This window comes from Pseudomonas sp. B21-047 (assembly GCF_024748775.1).
Lineage (GTDB): Bacteria > Pseudomonadota > Gammaproteobacteria > Pseudomonadales > Pseudomonadaceae > Aquipseudomonas > Aquipseudomonas capeferrum.
This window is the reverse complement of sequence record NZ_CP087169.1, coordinates 2142455-2160226: the sequence shown is the minus strand read 5'-3', so window position 1 is coordinate 2160226 and position 17772 is coordinate 2142455. Positions and strand designations below refer to the sequence as shown.

Below are 17772 nucleotides of genomic sequence, written 5' to 3'. Positions count from 1 at the left end.
ATAACTATAAACCGAGCTTGTGAGATCCCGTCATGAATGACTTCAAACGCCTGCCCGCCGATTTCTGTGCGAACGCCGAAGAGGCGTTCACTATCCCTGCCAGCTTCTACACCCAGGCCTCGGTTTTCGAGCACGAGAAGGAAGCCATCTTCGCGCGCAGCTGGATCTGTGTCGGCCACCGCAGCGAAGTGGCGCAGAACAATGCCTACATCACCCGCGAAGTGATTGGCGAGAGCATCATCGTGGTGCGCGGTCGTGACAGCGTGCTGCGCGCGTTCTACAACGTCTGCCCGCACCGCGGCCACCAGCTGCTCAGCGGCAGCGGCAAGGCCAAGAACGTCATCACCTGCCCGTACCACGCCTGGACCTTCAAGCTCGACGGCGAGCTCGCCCACGCCCGTAACTGCGACAACGTGGTGAACTTCGACAAAGAGAACTCCACCCTGGTGCAGCTGCGCGTCGAAGAATACGCAGGCTTCATCTTCATCAACATGGACATGGACGCAGGCTCGGTCGAAGACCAGCTGCCGGGCCTGCAAGCGCGCATGCGTGAAGCCTGTGGCGTGATCGACGACCTGCACCTGGCCGCACGTTTCGTCAGCGACACCCCGGCCAACTGGAAGTCGATCGTCGACAACTACCTTGAGTGCTACCACTGCGCCCCTGCCCACCCCGGCTTCTCCGATTCGGTAGACGTCGGCCAGTACAGCCACAGCATGCATGGCAACTGGACCCTGCAGTACGGCCTGGCAAAACCGTCGGAGCAGTCGTTCACCTTCGATGAAAGCGTGAAAGACCCGTCCTTCGCCGGCTTCTGGGCCTGGCCGTGCACCATGTTCAACGTGCCGCCAGGGGCCAACTTCATGACCGTGATCTACGAGTTCCCGGTGGATGCGGAAACGACCCTGCAGCACTACGACATCTACTTCCTCAACACGGACATCACCGAGGAACAGCAGAAGCTGATCGACTGGTACCGCGAAGTGTTCCGCCCAGAAGACCTGCGCCTGGTCGAAAGCGTGCAGAAGGGCCTGAAATCCCGCGGCTACCGTGGCCAGGGCCGGATCATGGCCGACCGCGAGCGCAGCGGCATGAGCGAGCACGGCATTGCCCACTTCCACAACCTGATCGCCGTGGCCCACCTCGACGATTGATCGCTACCGCTTGAGTCATTTGCACGTACTGGTGCGCGGCACGGCCTGCCGCGCACCCTGGCAGTCGAGGTGAACCATGGCCAACAAATATGAAATGTTCAGCGTGTGCGTGACCGAAGTGGAACAGGCCACGCCGCTGATCAAGCGCTTTACCCTGGCCCGCGAAGATGGCGCGGCGATGCCGGCCTTCACCGGTGGCAGCCATGTCATCGTGCAGATGCAGGGTGCCGACGGCAGCCAGTTCAGCAACGCCTACTCGTTGATGAGCGACCCGCGCGATACCCGCAGCTACCAGATTGGCGTGCGCCTGGAAGAACAATCCAAGGGCGGCTCGGCGTTCATGCACCAGCAGGTGCAGGTCGGCACCCGCCTGACCATCTCCTCGCCCAACAACCTGTTCGCCCTGGACCCAGCGGCCGGCCGCCATGTGCTGATTGCCGGCGGCATCGGCATTACCCCCTTCCTGGCACAACTGCACGAGCTCGAAGGCGGCGCCGCCGACTACGAACTGCACTACGCCTTCCGCGCCCCGGAACATGGCGCGTTCCAAGCCCAGTTGGCCAACGGCCCGCATGCCGACAACACCCACTTCTACATCGACAGCCTCGATCGCAAGCTTGACCTGGCGGCCTTGTGCGCGGGCCTGGATGCGTCCGCGCACCTGTACGTGTGCGGCCCCAAACCACTGATCGATGCAGTCATCGCCTGCGCCGCCAAGGCCGGCATTGCCGAGCAACGCGTGCATTGGGAGCAGTTTGCCGCAGCCCCGGTGACCGGTTCGGCATTCACCGTGGTGCTGGCGCAGTCGGGCATCGAGTTGCAGGTGGAAGAAGGCATGACCATTCTTCAGGCCATCGAGAAGTCCAAGGCCGCCAAGGTCGAGTGCCTGTGCCGCGAAGGCGTCTGCGGCACCTGTGAAACCGCCATCCTGGAAGGCGAAGCCGAGCACTTCGACCAGTACCTGAGCGATGACGAAAAGGCTGCCCAGCAGAGCATCATGCTGTGTGTGTCGCGGGCACGCTCGGCACGCCTGGTGCTGGACCTGTAACGCGCGATCGGGGCTGCGGGGCGGCCCCACGGGTTTCACCGTCAACCAAAAGTTGACAGCTTGAGTATACTGGCAGGCTCTTGGCCCCGATCAGGACACTCTGCCGATGTTGGAAAACAGCTTTGCCTTTCGCCTCAAGGAACTGCTCGAGCATCACAAGCTGACCCTGCAAGCCGTGGGCACGGCCCTGGGTATTTCCCGCACAGCGGTGCACAAATGGACCCGCGGCGGGGAGATCGACTACGACAACCTGCGTAAATTGGCCGACTTTCTCAAGGTCAACTGGATCTGGCTGCGCTATGGCGACGAAGCCTTGCAGAACATCCAGCAGCCACAGGTGGTCGAGTTGCCGATGACCGACCTGCGCAGGCGCTACACCGCCGAAATCATGGAAAGCGAAACGCGCATGAAACTGGCCCAGGAAGGTGCGCGTATCGTGACCTGGGAATGGAACCTGATCAGCGACGAGGTCACCTATTCGCCAAACGTCGAACAGGTGTATGGCTGGCCAGTGCACCGCAACGAAGACTTCTGGCGCCATCTGCCGGATGAAGACGTGGCGCACATGCAGGCGATGTACGCCCAGGCCGTCGCCGAGGGCAGTGGCTGCGAGTGTGATTTCCGTATCACCCGGCCTGAGGGTGAAGTGCGCTGGATTTCCTCCCGCGCCACGGTGGTACGCGACAGCGCCGGGCGCTCGGTGAAGATGGTCGGCATCAGCATGGACAACACCGAGCGCCAGGTTGCCCAGCAGGCGTTGCGCAACAGCGAAGAACGCTTTCGCGCGATCTTCGAGCTGGCCTGGGGTGCCCTCGCCTACATCGACCCGGACGGCACCTGGCAGCGGGTCAATAACAGCCTCTGCGAGATGCTCGGCTACCGCGCCGAAGAGCTGTACGCCATGACCTTCCAGCACATCACCCATGCCGACGACCTGGCGCTGAACCTGCAATTGCTGGCGCGCATGCTGGCGGGTGAAACCGAGCGCTACGAGGTGGAAAAACGCGTGCGCCACAAGAGCGGCGAATACATCTGGGTGCGCGCCCGCACCTCGCTGCAGCGCCGCGACAACGGTGAGCCGGAGCACCTGATCAGCGTGTTTGAAGACATCACCGCCGAGCGGCAGGAGCATGAGCGGTTGCAGGCGCACATTGCGGCGCTGGAGGCGAAGCTGAGGGGGTTGTGAGGGCTGCCAGGTGTTTGACGTGAGGTTTTTGGCGCCTATGAGGTCGAGCGCCGCGCGGGCGGCGCTCGACCTCATAGGCGCCACAAACCTCACGTAATACACTTATCAGCTCGCAACCGCCCCCTGCCGTAACCAGTCGATAAAGCGCGCAAACAACTCCGACTGTGAATTGATCTCAAGCTTCAGATACAGGTTCTTGCGGTGCATCCGCACCGTCTCCGGTGAAATCCCCAGCTGCACCGCCGTGGACTTCACCGAATGCCCCCGCAAGATCATGTGCGCCACCTCTCGCTCCCGATCGGTAAGCACCTGGCAACCAAAACTCTCGAACGCCGCCTGAACGCTGCCGCGCTCGGCCGAAGCCGTGGCGGCTTCAAGGTTGTAACGGGCATAACGCCCCAGCACTTCGCGCACCATCGGCTCGACCGCCCGCAGCAAGTCGATCTGCCCGCTGCTCAAGCGCGTGCCACTGCACCCCTGGAACAGGCTGAAGGACAGCTTGCGCCCCTGGCTGAGGTCGACGATGTAGTAGCTGTCTTCGCTGCAGCCGGTGCCCAGGTAATAGGCCTTGTAGTAGTCGCTGTCGAAGAAGTGGTCCGGGGCGATTTCTTCGAGGTGATAGAACCCCTCGGCCAGGCCACTCTGCACGGCCAGGCAAAAGGGGTCGAGCAGATAGCCGGCGGCGAAATAGCGCTCCAGCACCGCAGCACGGTGCACTTCGGGGATGCCCTGCTGATACAGCAGCTGCGGTGCCTGCCCCTGGCATTCGAGGCTGATCATCATCGACTCCACCTGCACCAGTTCGCCAATCGCGGCGGCCACGTAGTGCAGGGCATCGGCCGTTTCGCTGTGGCTCAGGGCACGCTGCAGCGCCGCATGCCATTGCTGCAGTGCCCCCAGCGAAAGGGTGAGCGGAGTGTCGGGAGAGGCTTGGGTCATGCCCGGCAGTCTAGCCTGCCAGGCACGCCCACGCACAGCCCTTTGCGCCAGGCTCATCGGCCTTGGTACAGCCCTTGCGCGGTGAGCTCACGCGCCGTTTCGATGATGCACTGGCGCAAGGTTTCGACGATTTCATCCACTTGCGCGTGCGTGATGATCAACGGCGGCGACATCACGTTCAGGTGCATGATCGGCCGCACCAGCAACCCCCTGGCCTGGGCTTTGCTATGGATACGCTCTCCGATGTTGACCGCGTCGGGGAACAACGCCTTGCTGGTTTTATCGGCAACGAACTCGACACAGGCCATCAGCTTCATGCAGCGCACATCCCCGACCAAGGGCAGGTCGCGCAGGCTGTGCAGCCGTTGTTCCAGGTAGCTGCCAACATCCTTGACGTGCGCCAGCAACTGCTCGCGCTCGATGATCTCGATGTTCTTCAGGGCCGCTGTGCAGCACACCGGGTGCCCGCTGTAGGTGAAACCGTGGGTGAAGCAGCGGCCCTTGCCTGGCTCGGCGATCACCTGCCAGATCCGCTCCGAGAAGATGCACGCACCCAGCGGCAGGTAGGCCGAGGTCAGGCCTTTGGCGGTGGTGATGATATCCGGGGTTACCCCGAACAGCTCCTCGCTGGCGAAGAAGGTGCCCAGGCGACCGAACGAGGTCACCACTTCGTCGGCGACGAACAGAATGTCGTAGGTCTGACACACCTGCCACATGCGCTCGAAGTAGCCCTTGGGCGGGATGATCACCCCGCCCGAACCCATGATCGGCTCGGCGAAGAACGCGGCTACGTTGTCGGCGCCCAGGGAAAGGATCTTGTCTTCGAACTCGGCCACCAGGAAGTCAAGGAACTCGGCCTCGTCCATGTCGTCCGGCGCACGGTACACGTTGGGGTTGGAGACGTGGTGGATCAGCTCATGGGCGTAGTCGAACTCGGGCACGCGGTCGGCCGCCTTGTTGCCGATCGCCATGGTCAGCGTGGTGGAGCCGTGATAGGCGTTGTAACGGGCGATCACGTGCTTTTTGTGCGGCTTGCCACGGCAGTTCTGGTAGTACTGGATCAGCCGGTAGGCGGTGTCGACGGCAGTGGAGCCACCGGTGGTGAGGAACACGTGGTCGAGGTCGCCCGGCGCCAGTTGCGCAAGCTTCTGGCACAGCGCGATGGCGACGTCGTTGGCCATGTCGGAAAACGGATTGGAGTAGGCCAGCTTGCGTACCTGGTCGGCGATGGCCAGGGCCATCTCTTCGCGGCCCAGGCCGATATTGGTACACCACATGCCGCCGACCGCATCGAGAAAACGGTTGCCGTGAGTATCGCGAATGTAGGCGCCTTCACCTTCGACAATGTTCAGCGCGCCCTGTTCGCGGTGCTCGTCGAACACATGGTAGCCGTGCATGTAGTGGGCCTTGTCGGCGTCCACCAGTGGGTCGTGGGCGATGGCGAATGCTTTGCTTGGGGTGGCCATGGGCAGCTCCTTGGCGGGAATCGGTTGGCAGTGTTCAGAAACCGGTCTTGACCGTGCTCCAGACCCGGGTGATGGCGCGCATGTCCTTGGGGCTCTGGGTCTTCTGGGCGAACAGGCGTTCGCGGGTCTTGGCATCGGGGTAGATCGCCGGGTCCTGGCGGATGTCGGCCTGTACCAACGCCGTGGCAGCGGCATTGCTGTTGGCGTAGTGGATGTAGTCGGTGACCTTGGCCATGGTTTGCGGCTGCAGCAAAAACTCGATGAAGCGGTGCGCGTTGGCCGCGTGCGGCGCGTCCTTGGGGATGTACAGGTTGTCGAACCAGATCAGCGAACCTTCCTGGGGGATGAAGAACGACAGCTTGATGGCCTTCTTCGCCTCTACCGCACGGGCCTGGGCAGTGGCGTAGTCACCTGACCAGGTCAGTGCCAGGCAGACATCGCCATTGGGCAGGCTGGTGAGGTAGTTGACCGAATCGAACTTGCGGATGTACGGGCGAATGCCCATCAGCAGTTGCTCGGCAGCCTTCAGGTCGGCCGGCGCTGCGCTGCGTGGGTCCTTGCCCAGGTACTGCAGGGCCAGCGGGATCACCTCGGTCGGCGCGTCCATCAAGGTGACGCCGCAGTCGGCGAAGCGCGAGACGATCTTGGGGTCGAACAGCATGGCCAGCGAGCCGATCGGTGCATCGGGCATGCGTGCGGTGATCTTGTCGACGTTGTAGGTGATGCCTGAACTGCCCCAGGTGTAGGGTGCCGAGTATTTCAGCCCCGGGTCGTACCCTTGCAGGTTGCTGACCACCTGCTCATCCAGGTTGTGCCAGCTGGGCAGTTGCTGCTTGTCCAACGCCTGGAACACGCCAGCCTGGATCAAGGGGGGGACCAGGGAAGCGTTGAGCATCACCAGGTCATAGCCGGAGCGGCCGGTCAGCAGTTTGGTCTGGACGGTCTCGTAGCCATCGAAGGTGTCGTAGACGACCTTGATGCCGGTGGCCTTCTCGAAGTCGGCCAGGGTGGTCTCGCCGATGTAGTCGGTCCAGTTGTACAGCCTTAGCGTGTTCGCGCTGCCCTCCTCCACTGCCAGTGCCTGCGTGGCGGCCGACGCCAGCAGCAGACCGCCAATCACCTTCAGTGCCTTGCGCATAGCAACTCCATCGTGTGACTGCTCCGGATCGAGCCGATGGGTTCACTATCGGGGGATTTGCTTGAGGGCAACATACCCCGAATGTGTGGGTGGCCGTTTGTAGGAGCGGCCTTGCGTCGCGAAAGGGCTGCGCAGCGGCCCCCGGATATGTGCGGTGACGCTGAAATCGAGGGGCCGCTACGCAGCCCTTTCGCGACGCAAGGCCGCTCCTACACACACATACACAACTGCGTTACCTCAGCGGATACAACGCCTCATCGAACTGCGCCAAGCGTGGGAACACCAGCGGCTGGTCGTCTGCCAACTGCTCCAGACGCTGCTGGTATTGCTGCAAAAACCCCTGGCGGGCCTCGGCGCTGATGTACGGCACGTGCCAGGCCACGAACGGTGGCAGCACCTCGAACCCGACATAGGCCAGCGTCCCCCGCAGAATCGGCCGCAACATGTCCTCGAGCGGCCCGTGAATCGCCCCTTCGCCAAACATGTGCTCACGCCCGCCCAGGGTCACCGTCACCAGCGCCTTCTTGCCAGCCAGCCCGCCCTGATCGTAGAAGCGCTTGCCGCCATAGCACACGCCCGACACCAGCACCCGGTCGATCCAGCCCTTGAGCATGGCCGGCGCCGAGAACCAGAAGATCGGGAAGTTCAGCACCAGCAGGTCCGCCCATAACAGCTTGTCCAGCTCTTGCTGGATATCCGCAGCGATAGCGCCGCTCTTGACCCCCAGGCGCTGCTCCAGGGCGTAGACCAGGTACTCGGGGTTCTCGCGCTGGGCGAAATCATCAGCACTGGCCACCGGGTTCCAGCCCATGGCGTACAGGTCGCTGACCTGCACCGGGTGGCCCTGGTCGCGAAAGGTGGCCACGGCCTGGTCACGCAGGGCTGCGGTGAAGGATTGTGGCTCGGGGTGAGCGTGGACGATCAGTACATTCACAACGTTTCTCCTCACACAAAACGGGATGCGTCAGCGACGGCGCAACACTCGATACAGCCGCGCCTACTCACGCAGGGGCCTGCTGTTGCATCAGTGCCTGGGCACAACGGGCAATGCGCCGGCAGGCATCGACCAGCGCCTCGGGGCCCACCACCAGCCCCAGGCGGATGTGCCCGGCGGCGCTGGGGCCAAAGGCCTCGCCGGCCAGCACCGACACACCTTCGCGGTCCAGCAGGCGGTCGGCAAAGGCCTGCGCGCTGAGGCCGGTTGCGCGAATATCGACCATCACGAACATGCCGCCATCGGGTTTCAGGGCCTTGACGCCCGGGCAACCCGCCAAGTGTTCGCACACCAGGTCGCGCCGCTGGCGATAGGCGTCGCGCATGGCCTCCAGAGCTGGCATCGGCTGGGTCAAGGCCACCACGGCGGCGTCCTGGATAAAGTCCGGCGAGCCATACAGCATGCACAGGGCCAGGTTTTCCAGGTGCGTGGCCAGCTCAGGCGAGCTCACTACCCAGCCCACCCGCCAGCCAGTCATGGCGTGGGATTTCGACAGGCTGTTGAGGGTCGCGGTGCGCTCGGCCATGCCCGGCAGGCTGCCAGGGCTGACATGCTCGCCGTCGTACAGCAGCTCGCTGTACACCTCGTCAGAGATCAGCCACAGGTCGTGGGCGATGCACAGCGCTGCCAGTGCCTCCCAGGTCGCGCGCGGCAAGCTTGCCCCCGAGGGGTTGTGCGGGCTGTTCAGGGCCAGGGCGCGGGTACGCGGGGTGATGCGCGCCGCGACGTCCTGCGGGCACACCCGAAAACCGTTCTCCGGCTTGACCGGCACCGGTACCACTTTGGCGCCGCAGGCACCGAACACCGCCTCGTAGGTGACGTACATGGGCTCGGCGACAATCACCTCGTCGCCGGGGTCGAGCACGCACTGGGCCACGCAGAACAACGCGCACTGCGCACCCGCCAGCACCGTGACCTGCTCGGCACTGACGGCCTGGCCGCTGCGTTGCCGGTGGCGATCGGCGATGGCCTGGCGCAGGGCGAGCTTGCCGCGCACATCGGCGTAATGGGTATGGCCTGCTCGCAGGCTGTCGATAGCAGCCTCGACGATGGGGCCCGGGGTGTCGAAGTCCGGGTCCCCCACCGACAGCAGCAGGATGTCCTTGCCCTCGGCCTGCAGCGCCAGGGCGCGGTAATGGATGTCCCAGGCGGCGGCGCCGTCGCCGGCGATACGTTGGGTCAGCTTGGCGTAATGCATGGCAATCTCCCTTCAGTACGGGGTCAGTCGACGAGAATCTTCGGGTTTGAGCTGCCCCACACGGTGTACAGGTCAGCCAGCAATGCACCGTTGATGTCTTCCATTTCGCCCTGGGTGATCTCACCCCCGGCCTGCTTGCCGAACAGCACCACCTCGTTGCCGTTCTTGACGTCGGGGAAGTCGGTGACATCGACCATCAAGGTGTTCATCGACACCTTGCCCACCACCGGCACGCGGTGGCCGTTGATCAGCACATGGCCCTTGTTGGTGAATACCCGGCGGTAGCCGTCAGAGTAGCCGACGGTGATATTGGCCAGGCGCGCGTCACGCGCCAAGGTGAAGGTGCGGTCATAGCCGACAGTATTGCCGGCCGGGTAGCTGTGCACGGCGGCCACCCGCGACTTGAACTGCATGGCGCGCTGGTACTCGGTGCGGGTCGGCACGGTGTCGCCGAACAGCGCACCGCCGGTGCGGACCATGTCCAGGCGCGCCTCGGGCACCTCCAGGGTGGCGAAGGAGTTGGCCGCGTGCAGGGTCAGCTGGCTGCGGTCGAGCTTGGCATGCTTGATCAGCCAGTCGGCCTGCTGGTTGAACGCTGCCAGGCCCTTGCGTACATCGTCCTTGTCTTCCACAGCGAAGTGGGTCATCAACGCCACCAGCTTCAGGTGCTTCTGGTCGGTGATCTGCAGCGCTTCACCGCGCCCGCTCCAACTGGCCATCTCTACACCGTTGCGGCTCATGCCGCTGGAATTGAGCGCCAGGTGAATACGCAAGGTCTTGCCATGGCGCTCGGCGATGGCGTCGGCCTGGCGGGCGAATTCGGCGCTGCCGACCAGTTCTTCCATGTCGTATTGCAAGGCATCTTCCAGCTCGCTCAGGCTGGCCAGGCGCACCCGCACCAGTTGCCCGGTAAAGCCGCTGGCCCTCACCACGCGGGCTTCCTCGTTGCTGGCCACCGCCACGCAGGGCACGCCAAGGGCAATGACCGAGGGCATCACCAGGCCGATGCCGTGGCCGTAGGCATCGGCCTTGAGCACGGCGCACAGCTTGGACTTGCCACCCAGCTCCGCTTGCAGGGTGCGGATGTTGTGTTGCAGGGCGCTTGCGCTGACCTCGACCCAGGCATTGCTGTTTTGCACGGTCAGGGCGTTGCTGCCGTTGTCCATCGACAGCGGTGGTGCGGCATACAGCGGGGCCTGGCCGGTGATCAGCAGGGCCAGGGAAGCAGCCAGAAGCGTGCGGCGAAATGACATGGGGGTTTCTCTTGTCATGGGTAATGCGCCGCTGTCAGCAGACGCAGGTATGTTTGAGTTCGATAAAGGTCACGCCTGGCGTGGCGAAGCCGCAGGCCAGGTCTGCCTGCAAGGCATCCAGGTCGCGCGGCTGGCGCACTGCGCAGCCAAAAGCGCGGGCCAGGCCGATAAAGTCGGGGTTGCGCGGCAGCACGCCAACCGGCTCGATGTCCAGGCCAAGCATGTCGTCACGGATCTGCCCGAGGGCATCGTTGTTCCACATCAGCACCACCAGCGGCCGGTCCAGTTCCTCGACGGCGGTGGCCAGCTCCTGGGCGGTATAGAGGAAACCGCCGTCGCCGACCAGCACCAGGCCGGGGCGGTGGTCAGTGGCGAACATGCCGCCGATACCTGCCGGCAGGCCGTAGCCGAGGGTGCCGTAACCGGTGGGGTGCAGCCAGCTGCGCGGCGCCCGGCTGGCAAAGGCGTAGTTGCCGGTGTAGGCCAGTTGGGTCATGTCGCTACTGATGAAGGCGTCATCCGGCAGCACCGCTTCGATGCGATCGAGGATGGCCTGGTGAATGGCCTGCAACGGCGCATGCCCGTCACGGATGGCCTGGCGCAGGGCGGCCACCGTTGCGATAGCCTGACGAGGGTCGCGATCGCCCTCGGGCAAGGACGCCAGCAAGCCGTCGAGGGTCTGCCGCGCATCACCGTGCAGGGCCACGGCGCAGGGGTAGAAGTCGTTGAACTTGCGCGGGTCGATGTCCACCCGCAGCAACTCGCCATTGACCGGCAGGCGCTCACGCCAGAAGTCGGTGTCGGCCATTTCGGTGCCCACCGCCAGCACCACATCGGCTTCGCTGATCAGTTGCCAGCCTGGCGCCACGCACAGGCTCGACCCGGCATTGAGCGGCGCCTCGGGAGGCAGCAGGCCCTTGCCGGCGACGCTGGTGAACAGCGGCGCTGCCAGGCGCGTGCTCAGTTGCTGAAGTTGTTCGGCAGCGTGCAATGCACCGCCGCCGGCGATGATCATTGGCCGTTTGGCTGCGGCCAGCTTCAGCGCGGCCTGGCCCAGCGTGGCCTGGTCGGGCTGGCCCCGCCCTGGCCGGCGCACCACCTCGTCGCTCCAGTCGCGGGCAACGGGCGCGGCCAGCACGTCCAGCGGCACCGAGATGTGCACCGGGCGCGGGCGTTCGCTATCGAATACCGCCCAGGCACGGGCAATCAGCTCGGGCAGGTCTTCGGCGCCCAGCGCCACGGCGGAAAACGCCGTGATCGGCGCAGTCATGGCGCGCTGGTCCTGGGTTTCATGCAGGCAGCCCCAGCCTTTGCCCAGGCTGGCCGTGTGGTTGACGCTGGAAATCACCAGCAGCGGGATCGAGTCGGCATAGGCCTGGCCAATGGCGGTGGCGGCATTGGTCACGCCTGGGCCGGTGATGACAAAGCACACCCCCGGCCTGCCACTGACCCGGGCATAACCATCTGCCATGAAGCCGGCGCCCTGCTCATGCCGGGTCAGCACATGGCGGATGCCACTGCCGGGCAAGCCGCGGTACAGCTCCAGGGTATGCACCCCAGGGATACCAAACACGGTATCCACCCCGTAGTTGGCCAGCAGCCGTACCAGCGCCTGGCCGGCAGTTATCGGGCGCTCATGCATGTTGATCTCCTTGCGGCTGGCCGAGGCGGATCAGCGCATCGACCGCGGTGGTGCCGTGGGCACCGACCATCAATGGGTTCACATCCAGTTCCAGCAATTGCCCGGCGTTTTCACAGGCGTAGTCGGCCACGGCGCGGATCGCCGCCACCAGTGCCTCCAGGTCGGCCGCCGGGCGGCCACGGAAACCTTGCAACAGGCTGGCGCTGCGCAGGCCCAGCAGCGCGGCACGGATAGCGCTGTCGGTGGTCGGCAGCATCAGGCTGACGCTGTCCTTGAGCAACTCCACCAGCACGCCGCCAGCGCCGATTACCAAGGCCAGGGCGAAATCGTTTTCACGCTTGATACCGACGATCAGCTCGGCCAACGGCGGCGGCGCCATGGGTTCGAGCAGTATCTGGTCGAACGGCACGCCTGGCGCATAGGCGCCGATGCGCTCGCGCATCTGCACCAGGGCGGCCTGTAGCGCCGCTGCATCACGCAGGTTCAGCGCCACCGCACCGGCTTCGGTCTTGTGCGGCAACTGCGCACTGACAGCCTTGAGCACCAGTGGGTAGCCCACCCCGGCAGCATCGTCCAGCGCGCGTTCAGGGGTACTCAGCACCCCGGCCGGCACCGGCAGACCAAAGGCGCTCAGGGCTTGTTTGGACTGCCATTCATCCAGCAGTCGGCCAGCGCCTTCGAGGGGCTGTGGGCTCAGCGGTACCTGCGCCGCCTCGCCCTGCTCCAGCAGGCGCTGGCGGCTGCGTTGATACGCCACAATCCGCCCCCACGCCGCCAAGCCATCTTCAACCCCTTGCAGCGCGGCGATGCCGCGCGCATGCAGGCGTTCACGGGCGGCTGCCGGCAACAGCTCGGGAAACGCCGAGGTGACGAAGCCGATCTTGCCGTGGCGCTCCAGCGCATCGCAGTACAGCGCCAGCAACAGGTCGCATTCCTTGCGCTCGCCGGTGAACTGCGCCGGGTAGTCGAGCACCAGCATGGCCGCATCCGCCGCGCCGCACAGGGTGCTGTCGAGCATGCGTTGCAGGGCCGCTTCATCGCCCCAGATCGCGGTGGTGAAATCCAGCGGGTTGACCAGGTTGGCGTAGGCCGGCAGCACGTGGGCCAGCGCGTCGACCTGCCCCGGCTCCAGGCTGGGCAGGCTCAGCTGGTTGCGCTCGGCGTAGTCGGCTATCAGACCGGCGTCACCGCCCGAACAGGCCAGCGCGAGCAGCCGGCCATCGCCAGGCAGGCGACCACAAGCGGCGGCCTTGAGCGTCTCGACGAAGCTCACCGGGCCACTCACGCGAATCACGCCCAGGCGCTGGAACAGGCTGTCATACAGGGCATCGGAGCCAGACAGCGAGCTGGTGTGGCTGAGCGCCAGTTCCGCACCGATCTGCGACACGCCGGTCTTCAGGGCAATGATCGGCGTGCCCTGCTGCAGCGCCTTGTACGCGGCGCGGGCAAAGCCGGGCACGTTTTTCAGGCCCTCGAGGTGCAAGCCGATGGCGGTCACCCGTGGGTCGTCGAGCAGCACGTCCATCAGCTCGGCCACGCCCAACTGCGCCTGGTTGCCGACCGACGCCATGTAAGCCACCGGCAACGAACGGTCGCTCATGGACAGGTTGTAGGCGAAGTTGCCGCTTTGGGTGAGGATCGCCACGCCCTTCTCTACCTGCTTGCCACCATGGGCCACCGGCCACAGGGCGGCACCGTGCAGGTAGTCGAGCAGGCCATAGCAGTTGGGGCCGAGCAAGGCCATGTTGCCGGCCGCCGCCAGCAAGCGCTGCTGCAGCAGGCGACCTTGCTCGCCGCTCTCGGCAAAGCCCGAGGCATAGCAGATGGCACCCCCGGCACCGAGGGCGGCCAGCGCCTCGACGCAGTGCAGGGTCAGCTCACGGTTGGTGGCGATGAACACCGCGTCAGGCGCGCAGGGCAAGTCCGCCACCTGCGCCAAACAGGGGATGCCCTCGAGGCTGGCGTGCTGCGGGTTGACCAGCCACAGTGGGCCGGCAAAGCCACCTTCGGCACAGCGCTTGAGGGCCCGGGCCATGCTGCGCCCGCCCACGAAGGCCAGGTGCCGTGGCGCCAGCAGGCGCTTGAGGTTGTCACGAATCGAATGCGACATGCTGATTCTCCAGGGCGATCAACGCAGCAACGGGCGCAGCAGTTCGCGGGCAATGATGTGCCGCTGGATTTCCGAGGTACCCTCCCAGATCCGCTCGATGCGGGCGTTGCGCCAGATGCGTTCGACCGGCCCTTCGTCCATCAGGCCCATGCCGCCAAAAATCTGCACGGCTTCGTCGGCGACCTTGCCCAGCACTTCGCTGGCGAACAGTTTGGCCATGCCCGCTTCGCCATCGGTCATGCTGCCTTGGTCCATCTTCCAGGCGGTGTGCAGGGTGAGCAGTTCGGCGGCGCGGATCTGCGTGGCCATGTCGGCCAGCTTGAACGACACGCCCTGATAGCTGCCGATGGGTTGGCCAAACTGCTTGCGGTCGGCAGCCCACTGCAGGGAGGCGTCGAGTGCGCGCTGGGCTTGGCCGACGCAGTTGGCAGCGACCATCACGCGGCCGGCGGTAAGCCACGCGTTGGCCACTTCCCAGCCCTTGCCGACTTCGCCCAGCACCTTGCTGGCCGGTACCCGGCAGTCGTCGAAAAACAGCTCGTACGTGTGATAACCCCGGTTGCTTACGCACTTGGGCCCGCGGCGGATGGTCATGCCGGGGGTATCCCGGTCGACCAGCAAGGCGGTGACCGCATTGCGTTTGCGCCCGTTGTGCTCGTAGGTGTCGGTGACCGCGAAGACGATGGCGAAGTCGGCATGGCCGGCGTGGCTGATGAAGTGCTTGCTGCCGTTGATCACGTAGTCGTCGCCCTGGCGTACGGCGCGGGTCTTGATGGCGTTGGCGTCAGAACCGGCGCCGGGTTCGGTCAGGGCGAAGCAATCGGTCTTTTCACCCTGCACGCACGGCAGCAGGTAATCGGTGATCTGTTGGTCCTTGCAGGCCATGAGAATTTTCGAGGGGCGCGCCACGAACACGTGCAGTGCCCAGGAAACCTTGGACAACTCGCGCTCGATCAGTGCCTGTGACAGGTAGTCGAGGCCACCGCCGCCGACTTCCTCGGGCATGTTGAAGGCGTAGAACCCGGCGGCGATGGCCTTGCCGCGGATCTGCGCGGCAAGCTCCGGCGACACGGCGTCGGCGCGGTCCACCGCCTCTTCATGGGGCAGCAGTTCCTTGGCCACGAAGCTGCGTACCGCTTCCACCAACATTTCTTGTTCTTGGGTCAGTTGGAAATTCATCTGCGAAGGTCCTGGAAGGGGAACGGGTTATTGGCCAACGAAGTGTGGCGGGCGGCGTTGCACCGAGGCCTTGAGCGCCTCGGCGCCGTCCTGGCTACGCCCGCACAGCAAGCCGGCCTGGCGCTCGGCCTCGAGCTGCTCGGCCAGGGTGCGTTGCGCGCCCTCGCGGATCAGCCGCTTGGTCTGCGCGTAGGCGAAGGTCGGGCCGTTGGCCAGGCGGCCGGCCAGTTCGGCAGCCACTGCAGGCAACTGCTCGTCGGCGCAGACCTCGCTCACCAGCCCCGCCGCCAACGCGCGGTCGGCGCCCCACAGTTCATCGAGGAACAACAGCCGTTTGGCTTGCTCGCTGCCGATCAGCCGCGGCAGGTGCCAGCTGGCGCCGGCGTCGGGGCTGTAGGCCATGCTGGTGTAACCGGCCTTGAAACGGGCCGAGGCGGCGGCGATGCGCAGGTCGCAGCACAGGCTCAGGTCCATGCCGCCGCCGACGGCGGTGCCATTGATGGCGGCGAGGGTGGGTTTGTCGAGGGTGTGCAGGCGCAGCATCAGGGCATGGGCGGTCTCGGTCCAGCCGTAGCTTTCCAGCGCGCCCCGGGCTTCGGCTTCGGCCCACTCGGCAAGGTCGGCACCAGCGCAGAAGCTGCGCCCGCTGCCGGTCAGCACCACCACGCGTACAGCCGGGTCGCTGTTGCAGGTGTCCAGCAGGGCATGCAGTTGCTTGAGGGTGGGGATGTCCAGCGCGTTGCGCTGTTCGGGGCGGTTGAGGGTGATCCAGGCAACGCCGGCTTCGACCTTGCTCAACAGTGACGATGACGGGGTAGTCATGGGGGGCCTCTCGGTATTGTTGTTAGGGGTGGAGGGCTTGACGAGCCGATACTAAACGAGTGTTCAACAAGGTGGAGTGGGTTGTTACAACTTTGCACAACTCGGGTTTTTGCGGTGAGCTGTGAGATAGCGGGGGGCTGCTTTGCAGCCCTTTCGCGACGCGAGGCCGCTCCTACAGACGACCGTGTTCTGTTGGAGGAGCGGCCCGGGCAGACCCAAGCCCTACCCCACACTCGGCGCCAAGGCCCCCTGGCGCCGACGGTTCACCACGAAATACGCCGCATAGCACAGGGCAATGAAGCCAAAGCCCCAATACAACGACGGCCGCTGGGTCTCATCCATGGCCAGGAACACGAACAGCGAGCAGCACAGGGTGATGCACAGCAGCGGCACCAGCGGATACAGCGGCGCCTTGTACTTGAGGTCCTGCAGCTGCCCACCATCGCGCAGAAACGCCTTGCGGAACCGGTACTGCGCCAGGGCGATGACGATCCAGGTCACCGTGCCAGACATGCCACTCACCGCCATCAGCACCATGAACAAGGTGTCGGCGGCGATGAAGCTGGTCATCAGCGACACCAGGGCAAAGCACAGGGTGATGCTCAGGGCACGCAGCGGCACACCGCGTTTGCTCAACGGCGACAGGCTTCTGGGCGCCATGCCCGTCTTCGACATCGCCCAGAGAATGCGTGTGGAGGCATACAGCCCGGAGTTGCCCACCGACAGGATGGCGGTGAGGATGACGAAGTTCATCAGGTCGGCCGCATAAGGAATGCCGACCATGTCGAACACCTGCACGAACGGGCTTTCCATCAAGCCGGCCTGCTCGTAGGGCATGATGGCTGACAGCACGGCAATCGCCAGCACGTAGAAGATCAGCACGCGGAACACCACGTTGCGCACGGCGCGGGGGATGCTCTTTTCCGGGTGCTCGGTCTCGCCGGCCGCCACGCCCATGATTTCGCAGCCCTGGAAGGCATACACCACGGTCATCATCACCGCGAACACCGCCGACAGCCCGTGGGGGAACACCGACTCGCCCATCAGGTTGTTCAGCATCGGCGCCGGCGCCCCGCTGTTCAGCGGGATGGCGCCAAAGATCACCAGCAGGCCGATCACGATGAAGCCGAGGATGGTCGCCACCTTGATCCCCGAGAACCAGTACTCCGCCTCGCCAAAGGCCCGCGTGGCCAAGGCATTGAGGCCGAACAGCACGACCACGAACAACGCCGACCAGTACCAGATCGGCACCTCGGGGAACCAGCGGGTCATCAACATGCCTGCAGCGGTGAACTCCAGGCCCACGGTGGTGGCCCAGCTCATCCAGTACACCCAGCCGATCATGAAGCCGGTGGCCGGGCCGATGAACTTGGTGGCGTGAGCCTGGAACGAACCGGAGACCGGCATCTGCACCGACAGCTCGCCCAGGCAGACCATCACCAGGTACATCAACAGCCCCGCCACCAGGTAGGCCAGGATCGCGCCCATCGGCCCGCCCTGGTTGATGGTCACGCCCGAGCCCATGAACAGACCGGTGCCGATCACACCGCCCAGCGACAGCATGAAGATGTGCCGGCTTTTCAGCGCGCGGGTGAGCTGGATCTTGCCTTCGTGGGTGTCAGTCATGGCGCACCCCACCGTTG

At 64.8% G+C, this 17772-nt stretch carries 14 protein-coding genes; 3 read left to right on the top strand and 11 right to left on the bottom strand.

The window, feature by feature from the left end; all coding sequences use genetic code 11:
• The first annotated feature begins 32 nt into the window (after nt 1-32).
• The 3 genes from LOY26_RS09960 (at nt 33) to LOY26_RS09950 (ending at nt 3388) form a co-directional block, all read left to right on the top strand.
• Entirely contained in the window at nt 33-1154 is a 1122-nt protein-coding gene (locus LOY26_RS09960; protein ID WP_186659935.1) for an aromatic ring-hydroxylating dioxygenase subunit alpha, read from the top strand.
• 76 nt (nt 1155-1230) lie between these two features.
• The gene (locus LOY26_RS09955) at nt 1231-2202 is read left to right on the top strand and encodes a PDR/VanB family oxidoreductase (protein ID WP_186659926.1); all 972 of its coding nucleotides are present in this window, start codon (nt 1231-1233) and stop codon (nt 2200-2202) included.
• A gap of 106 nt (nt 2203-2308) precedes the next feature.
• Entirely contained in the window at nt 2309-3388 is a 1080-nt protein-coding gene (locus tag LOY26_RS09950; RefSeq protein ID WP_033698764.1) for a helix-turn-helix transcriptional regulator, read from the top strand.
• A 105-nt stretch (nt 3389-3493) separates the two neighbouring features.
• On the opposite strand, the gene LOY26_RS09945 is transcribed toward LOY26_RS09950, so the two are convergent.
• The 11 genes from LOY26_RS09945 to LOY26_RS09895 form a co-directional block, all read right to left on the bottom strand.
• The gene (locus tag LOY26_RS09945; RefSeq protein WP_033698765.1) at nt 3494-4327 is read right to left on the bottom strand and encodes a helix-turn-helix transcriptional regulator; all 834 of its coding nucleotides are present in this window, start codon (nt 4325-4327) and stop codon (nt 3494-3496) included.
• A 53-nt stretch (nt 4328-4380) separates the two neighbouring features.
• Nucleotides 4381-5793 (bottom strand): aminotransferase, encoded by a 1413-nt coding sequence (locus LOY26_RS09940; RefSeq protein ID WP_033698766.1) that lies wholly within the window; start codon nt 5791-5793, stop codon nt 4381-4383.
• A gap of 34 nt (nt 5794-5827) precedes the next feature.
• Nucleotides 5828-6931, bottom strand: coding sequence for a polyamine ABC transporter substrate-binding protein (locus LOY26_RS09935; protein WP_033698767.1), 1104 nt, complete (start codon nt 6929-6931; stop codon nt 5828-5830).
• A 232-nt stretch (nt 6932-7163) separates the two neighbouring features.
• Complete coding sequence (locus LOY26_RS09930; RefSeq protein WP_033698768.1) at nt 7164-7865, bottom strand: NAD(P)H-dependent oxidoreductase; 702 nt, start codon at nt 7863-7865, stop codon at nt 7164-7166.
• Between the two features lie 67 nt (nt 7866-7932).
• Nucleotides 7933-9123, bottom strand: a complete 1191-nt coding sequence (locus LOY26_RS09925; protein ID WP_033698769.1) for a pyridoxal phosphate-dependent aminotransferase — start codon at nt 9121-9123, stop codon at nt 7933-7935.
• A gap of 23 nt (nt 9124-9146) precedes the next feature.
• Nucleotides 9147-10376 carry an alanine racemase gene (alr, locus tag LOY26_RS09920; protein WP_258714661.1) on the bottom strand — a complete coding sequence of 410 codons (1230 nt, stop codon included), beginning with the start codon at nt 10374-10376 and terminating at the stop codon, nt 9147-9149.
• A 34-nt stretch (nt 10377-10410) separates the two neighbouring features.
• The gene (locus tag LOY26_RS09915; protein WP_258714660.1) at nt 10411-12018 is read right to left on the bottom strand and encodes a 5-guanidino-2-oxopentanoate decarboxylase; all 1608 of its coding nucleotides are present in this window, start codon (nt 12016-12018) and stop codon (nt 10411-10413) included.
• Nucleotides 12011-14128, bottom strand: coding sequence for an acetate--CoA ligase family protein (locus LOY26_RS09910; protein WP_258714659.1), 2118 nt, complete (start codon nt 14126-14128; stop codon nt 12011-12013). The genes LOY26_RS09915 and LOY26_RS09910 overlap by 8 nt, the downstream gene beginning before the upstream one ends.
• 18 nt (nt 14129-14146) lie before the next feature.
• Nucleotides 14147-15307, bottom strand: a complete 1161-nt coding sequence (locus tag LOY26_RS09905; RefSeq protein ID WP_186659908.1) for an acyl-CoA dehydrogenase family protein — start codon at nt 15305-15307, stop codon at nt 14147-14149.
• A gap of 27 nt (nt 15308-15334) precedes the next feature.
• Nucleotides 15335-16129, bottom strand: a complete 795-nt coding sequence (locus tag LOY26_RS09900) for an enoyl-CoA hydratase/isomerase family protein (RefSeq protein ID WP_033698775.1) — start codon at nt 16127-16129, stop codon at nt 15335-15337.
• 222 nt (nt 16130-16351) lie between these two features.
• Nucleotides 16352-17755, bottom strand: a complete 1404-nt coding sequence (locus LOY26_RS09895; RefSeq protein ID WP_258714658.1) for an amino acid permease — start codon at nt 17753-17755, stop codon at nt 16352-16354.
• Nucleotides 17756-17772 lie beyond the last annotated feature (17 nt).

Coding starts and splice junctions, on each gene's coding strand:
- LOY26_RS09960 (WP_186659935.1), top strand. CDS start 33: ATGAATGACTTCAAACGCCTGCCCGCCGATTTCTGTGCGAACGCCGAA.
- LOY26_RS09955 (WP_186659926.1), top strand. CDS start 1,231: ATGGCCAACAAATATGAAATGTTCAGCGTGTGCGTGACCGAAGTGGAA.
- LOY26_RS09950 (WP_033698764.1), top strand. CDS start 2,309: ATGTTGGAAAACAGCTTTGCCTTTCGCCTCAAGGAACTGCTCGAGCAT.
- LOY26_RS09945 (WP_033698765.1), bottom strand. CDS start 4,327: ATGACCCAAGCCTCTCCCGACACTCCGCTCACCCTTTCGCTGGGGGCA.
- LOY26_RS09940 (WP_033698766.1), bottom strand. CDS start 5,793: ATGGCCACCCCAAGCAAAGCATTCGCCATCGCCCACGACCCACTGGTG.
- LOY26_RS09935 (WP_033698767.1), bottom strand. CDS start 6,931: ATGCGCAAGGCACTGAAGGTGATTGGCGGTCTGCTGCTGGCGTCGGCC.
- LOY26_RS09925 (WP_033698769.1), bottom strand. CDS start 9,123: ATGCATTACGCCAAGCTGACCCAACGTATCGCCGGCGACGGCGCCGCC.
- alr (WP_258714661.1), bottom strand. CDS start 10,376: ATGTCATTTCGCCGCACGCTTCTGGCTGCTTCCCTGGCCCTGCTGATC.
- LOY26_RS09915 (WP_258714660.1), bottom strand. CDS start 12,018: ATGCATGAGCGCCCGATAACTGCCGGCCAGGCGCTGGTACGGCTGCTG.
- LOY26_RS09910 (WP_258714659.1), bottom strand. CDS start 14,128: ATGTCGCATTCGATTCGTGACAACCTCAAGCGCCTGCTGGCGCCACGG.
- LOY26_RS09905 (WP_186659908.1), bottom strand. CDS start 15,307: ATGAATTTCCAACTGACCCAAGAACAAGAAATGTTGGTGGAAGCGGTA.
- LOY26_RS09900 (WP_033698775.1), bottom strand. CDS start 16,129: ATGACTACCCCGTCATCGTCACTGTTGAGCAAGGTCGAAGCCGGCGTT.
- LOY26_RS09895 (WP_258714658.1), bottom strand. CDS start 17,755: ATGACTGACACCCACGAAGGCAAGATCCAGCTCACCCGCGCGCTGAAA.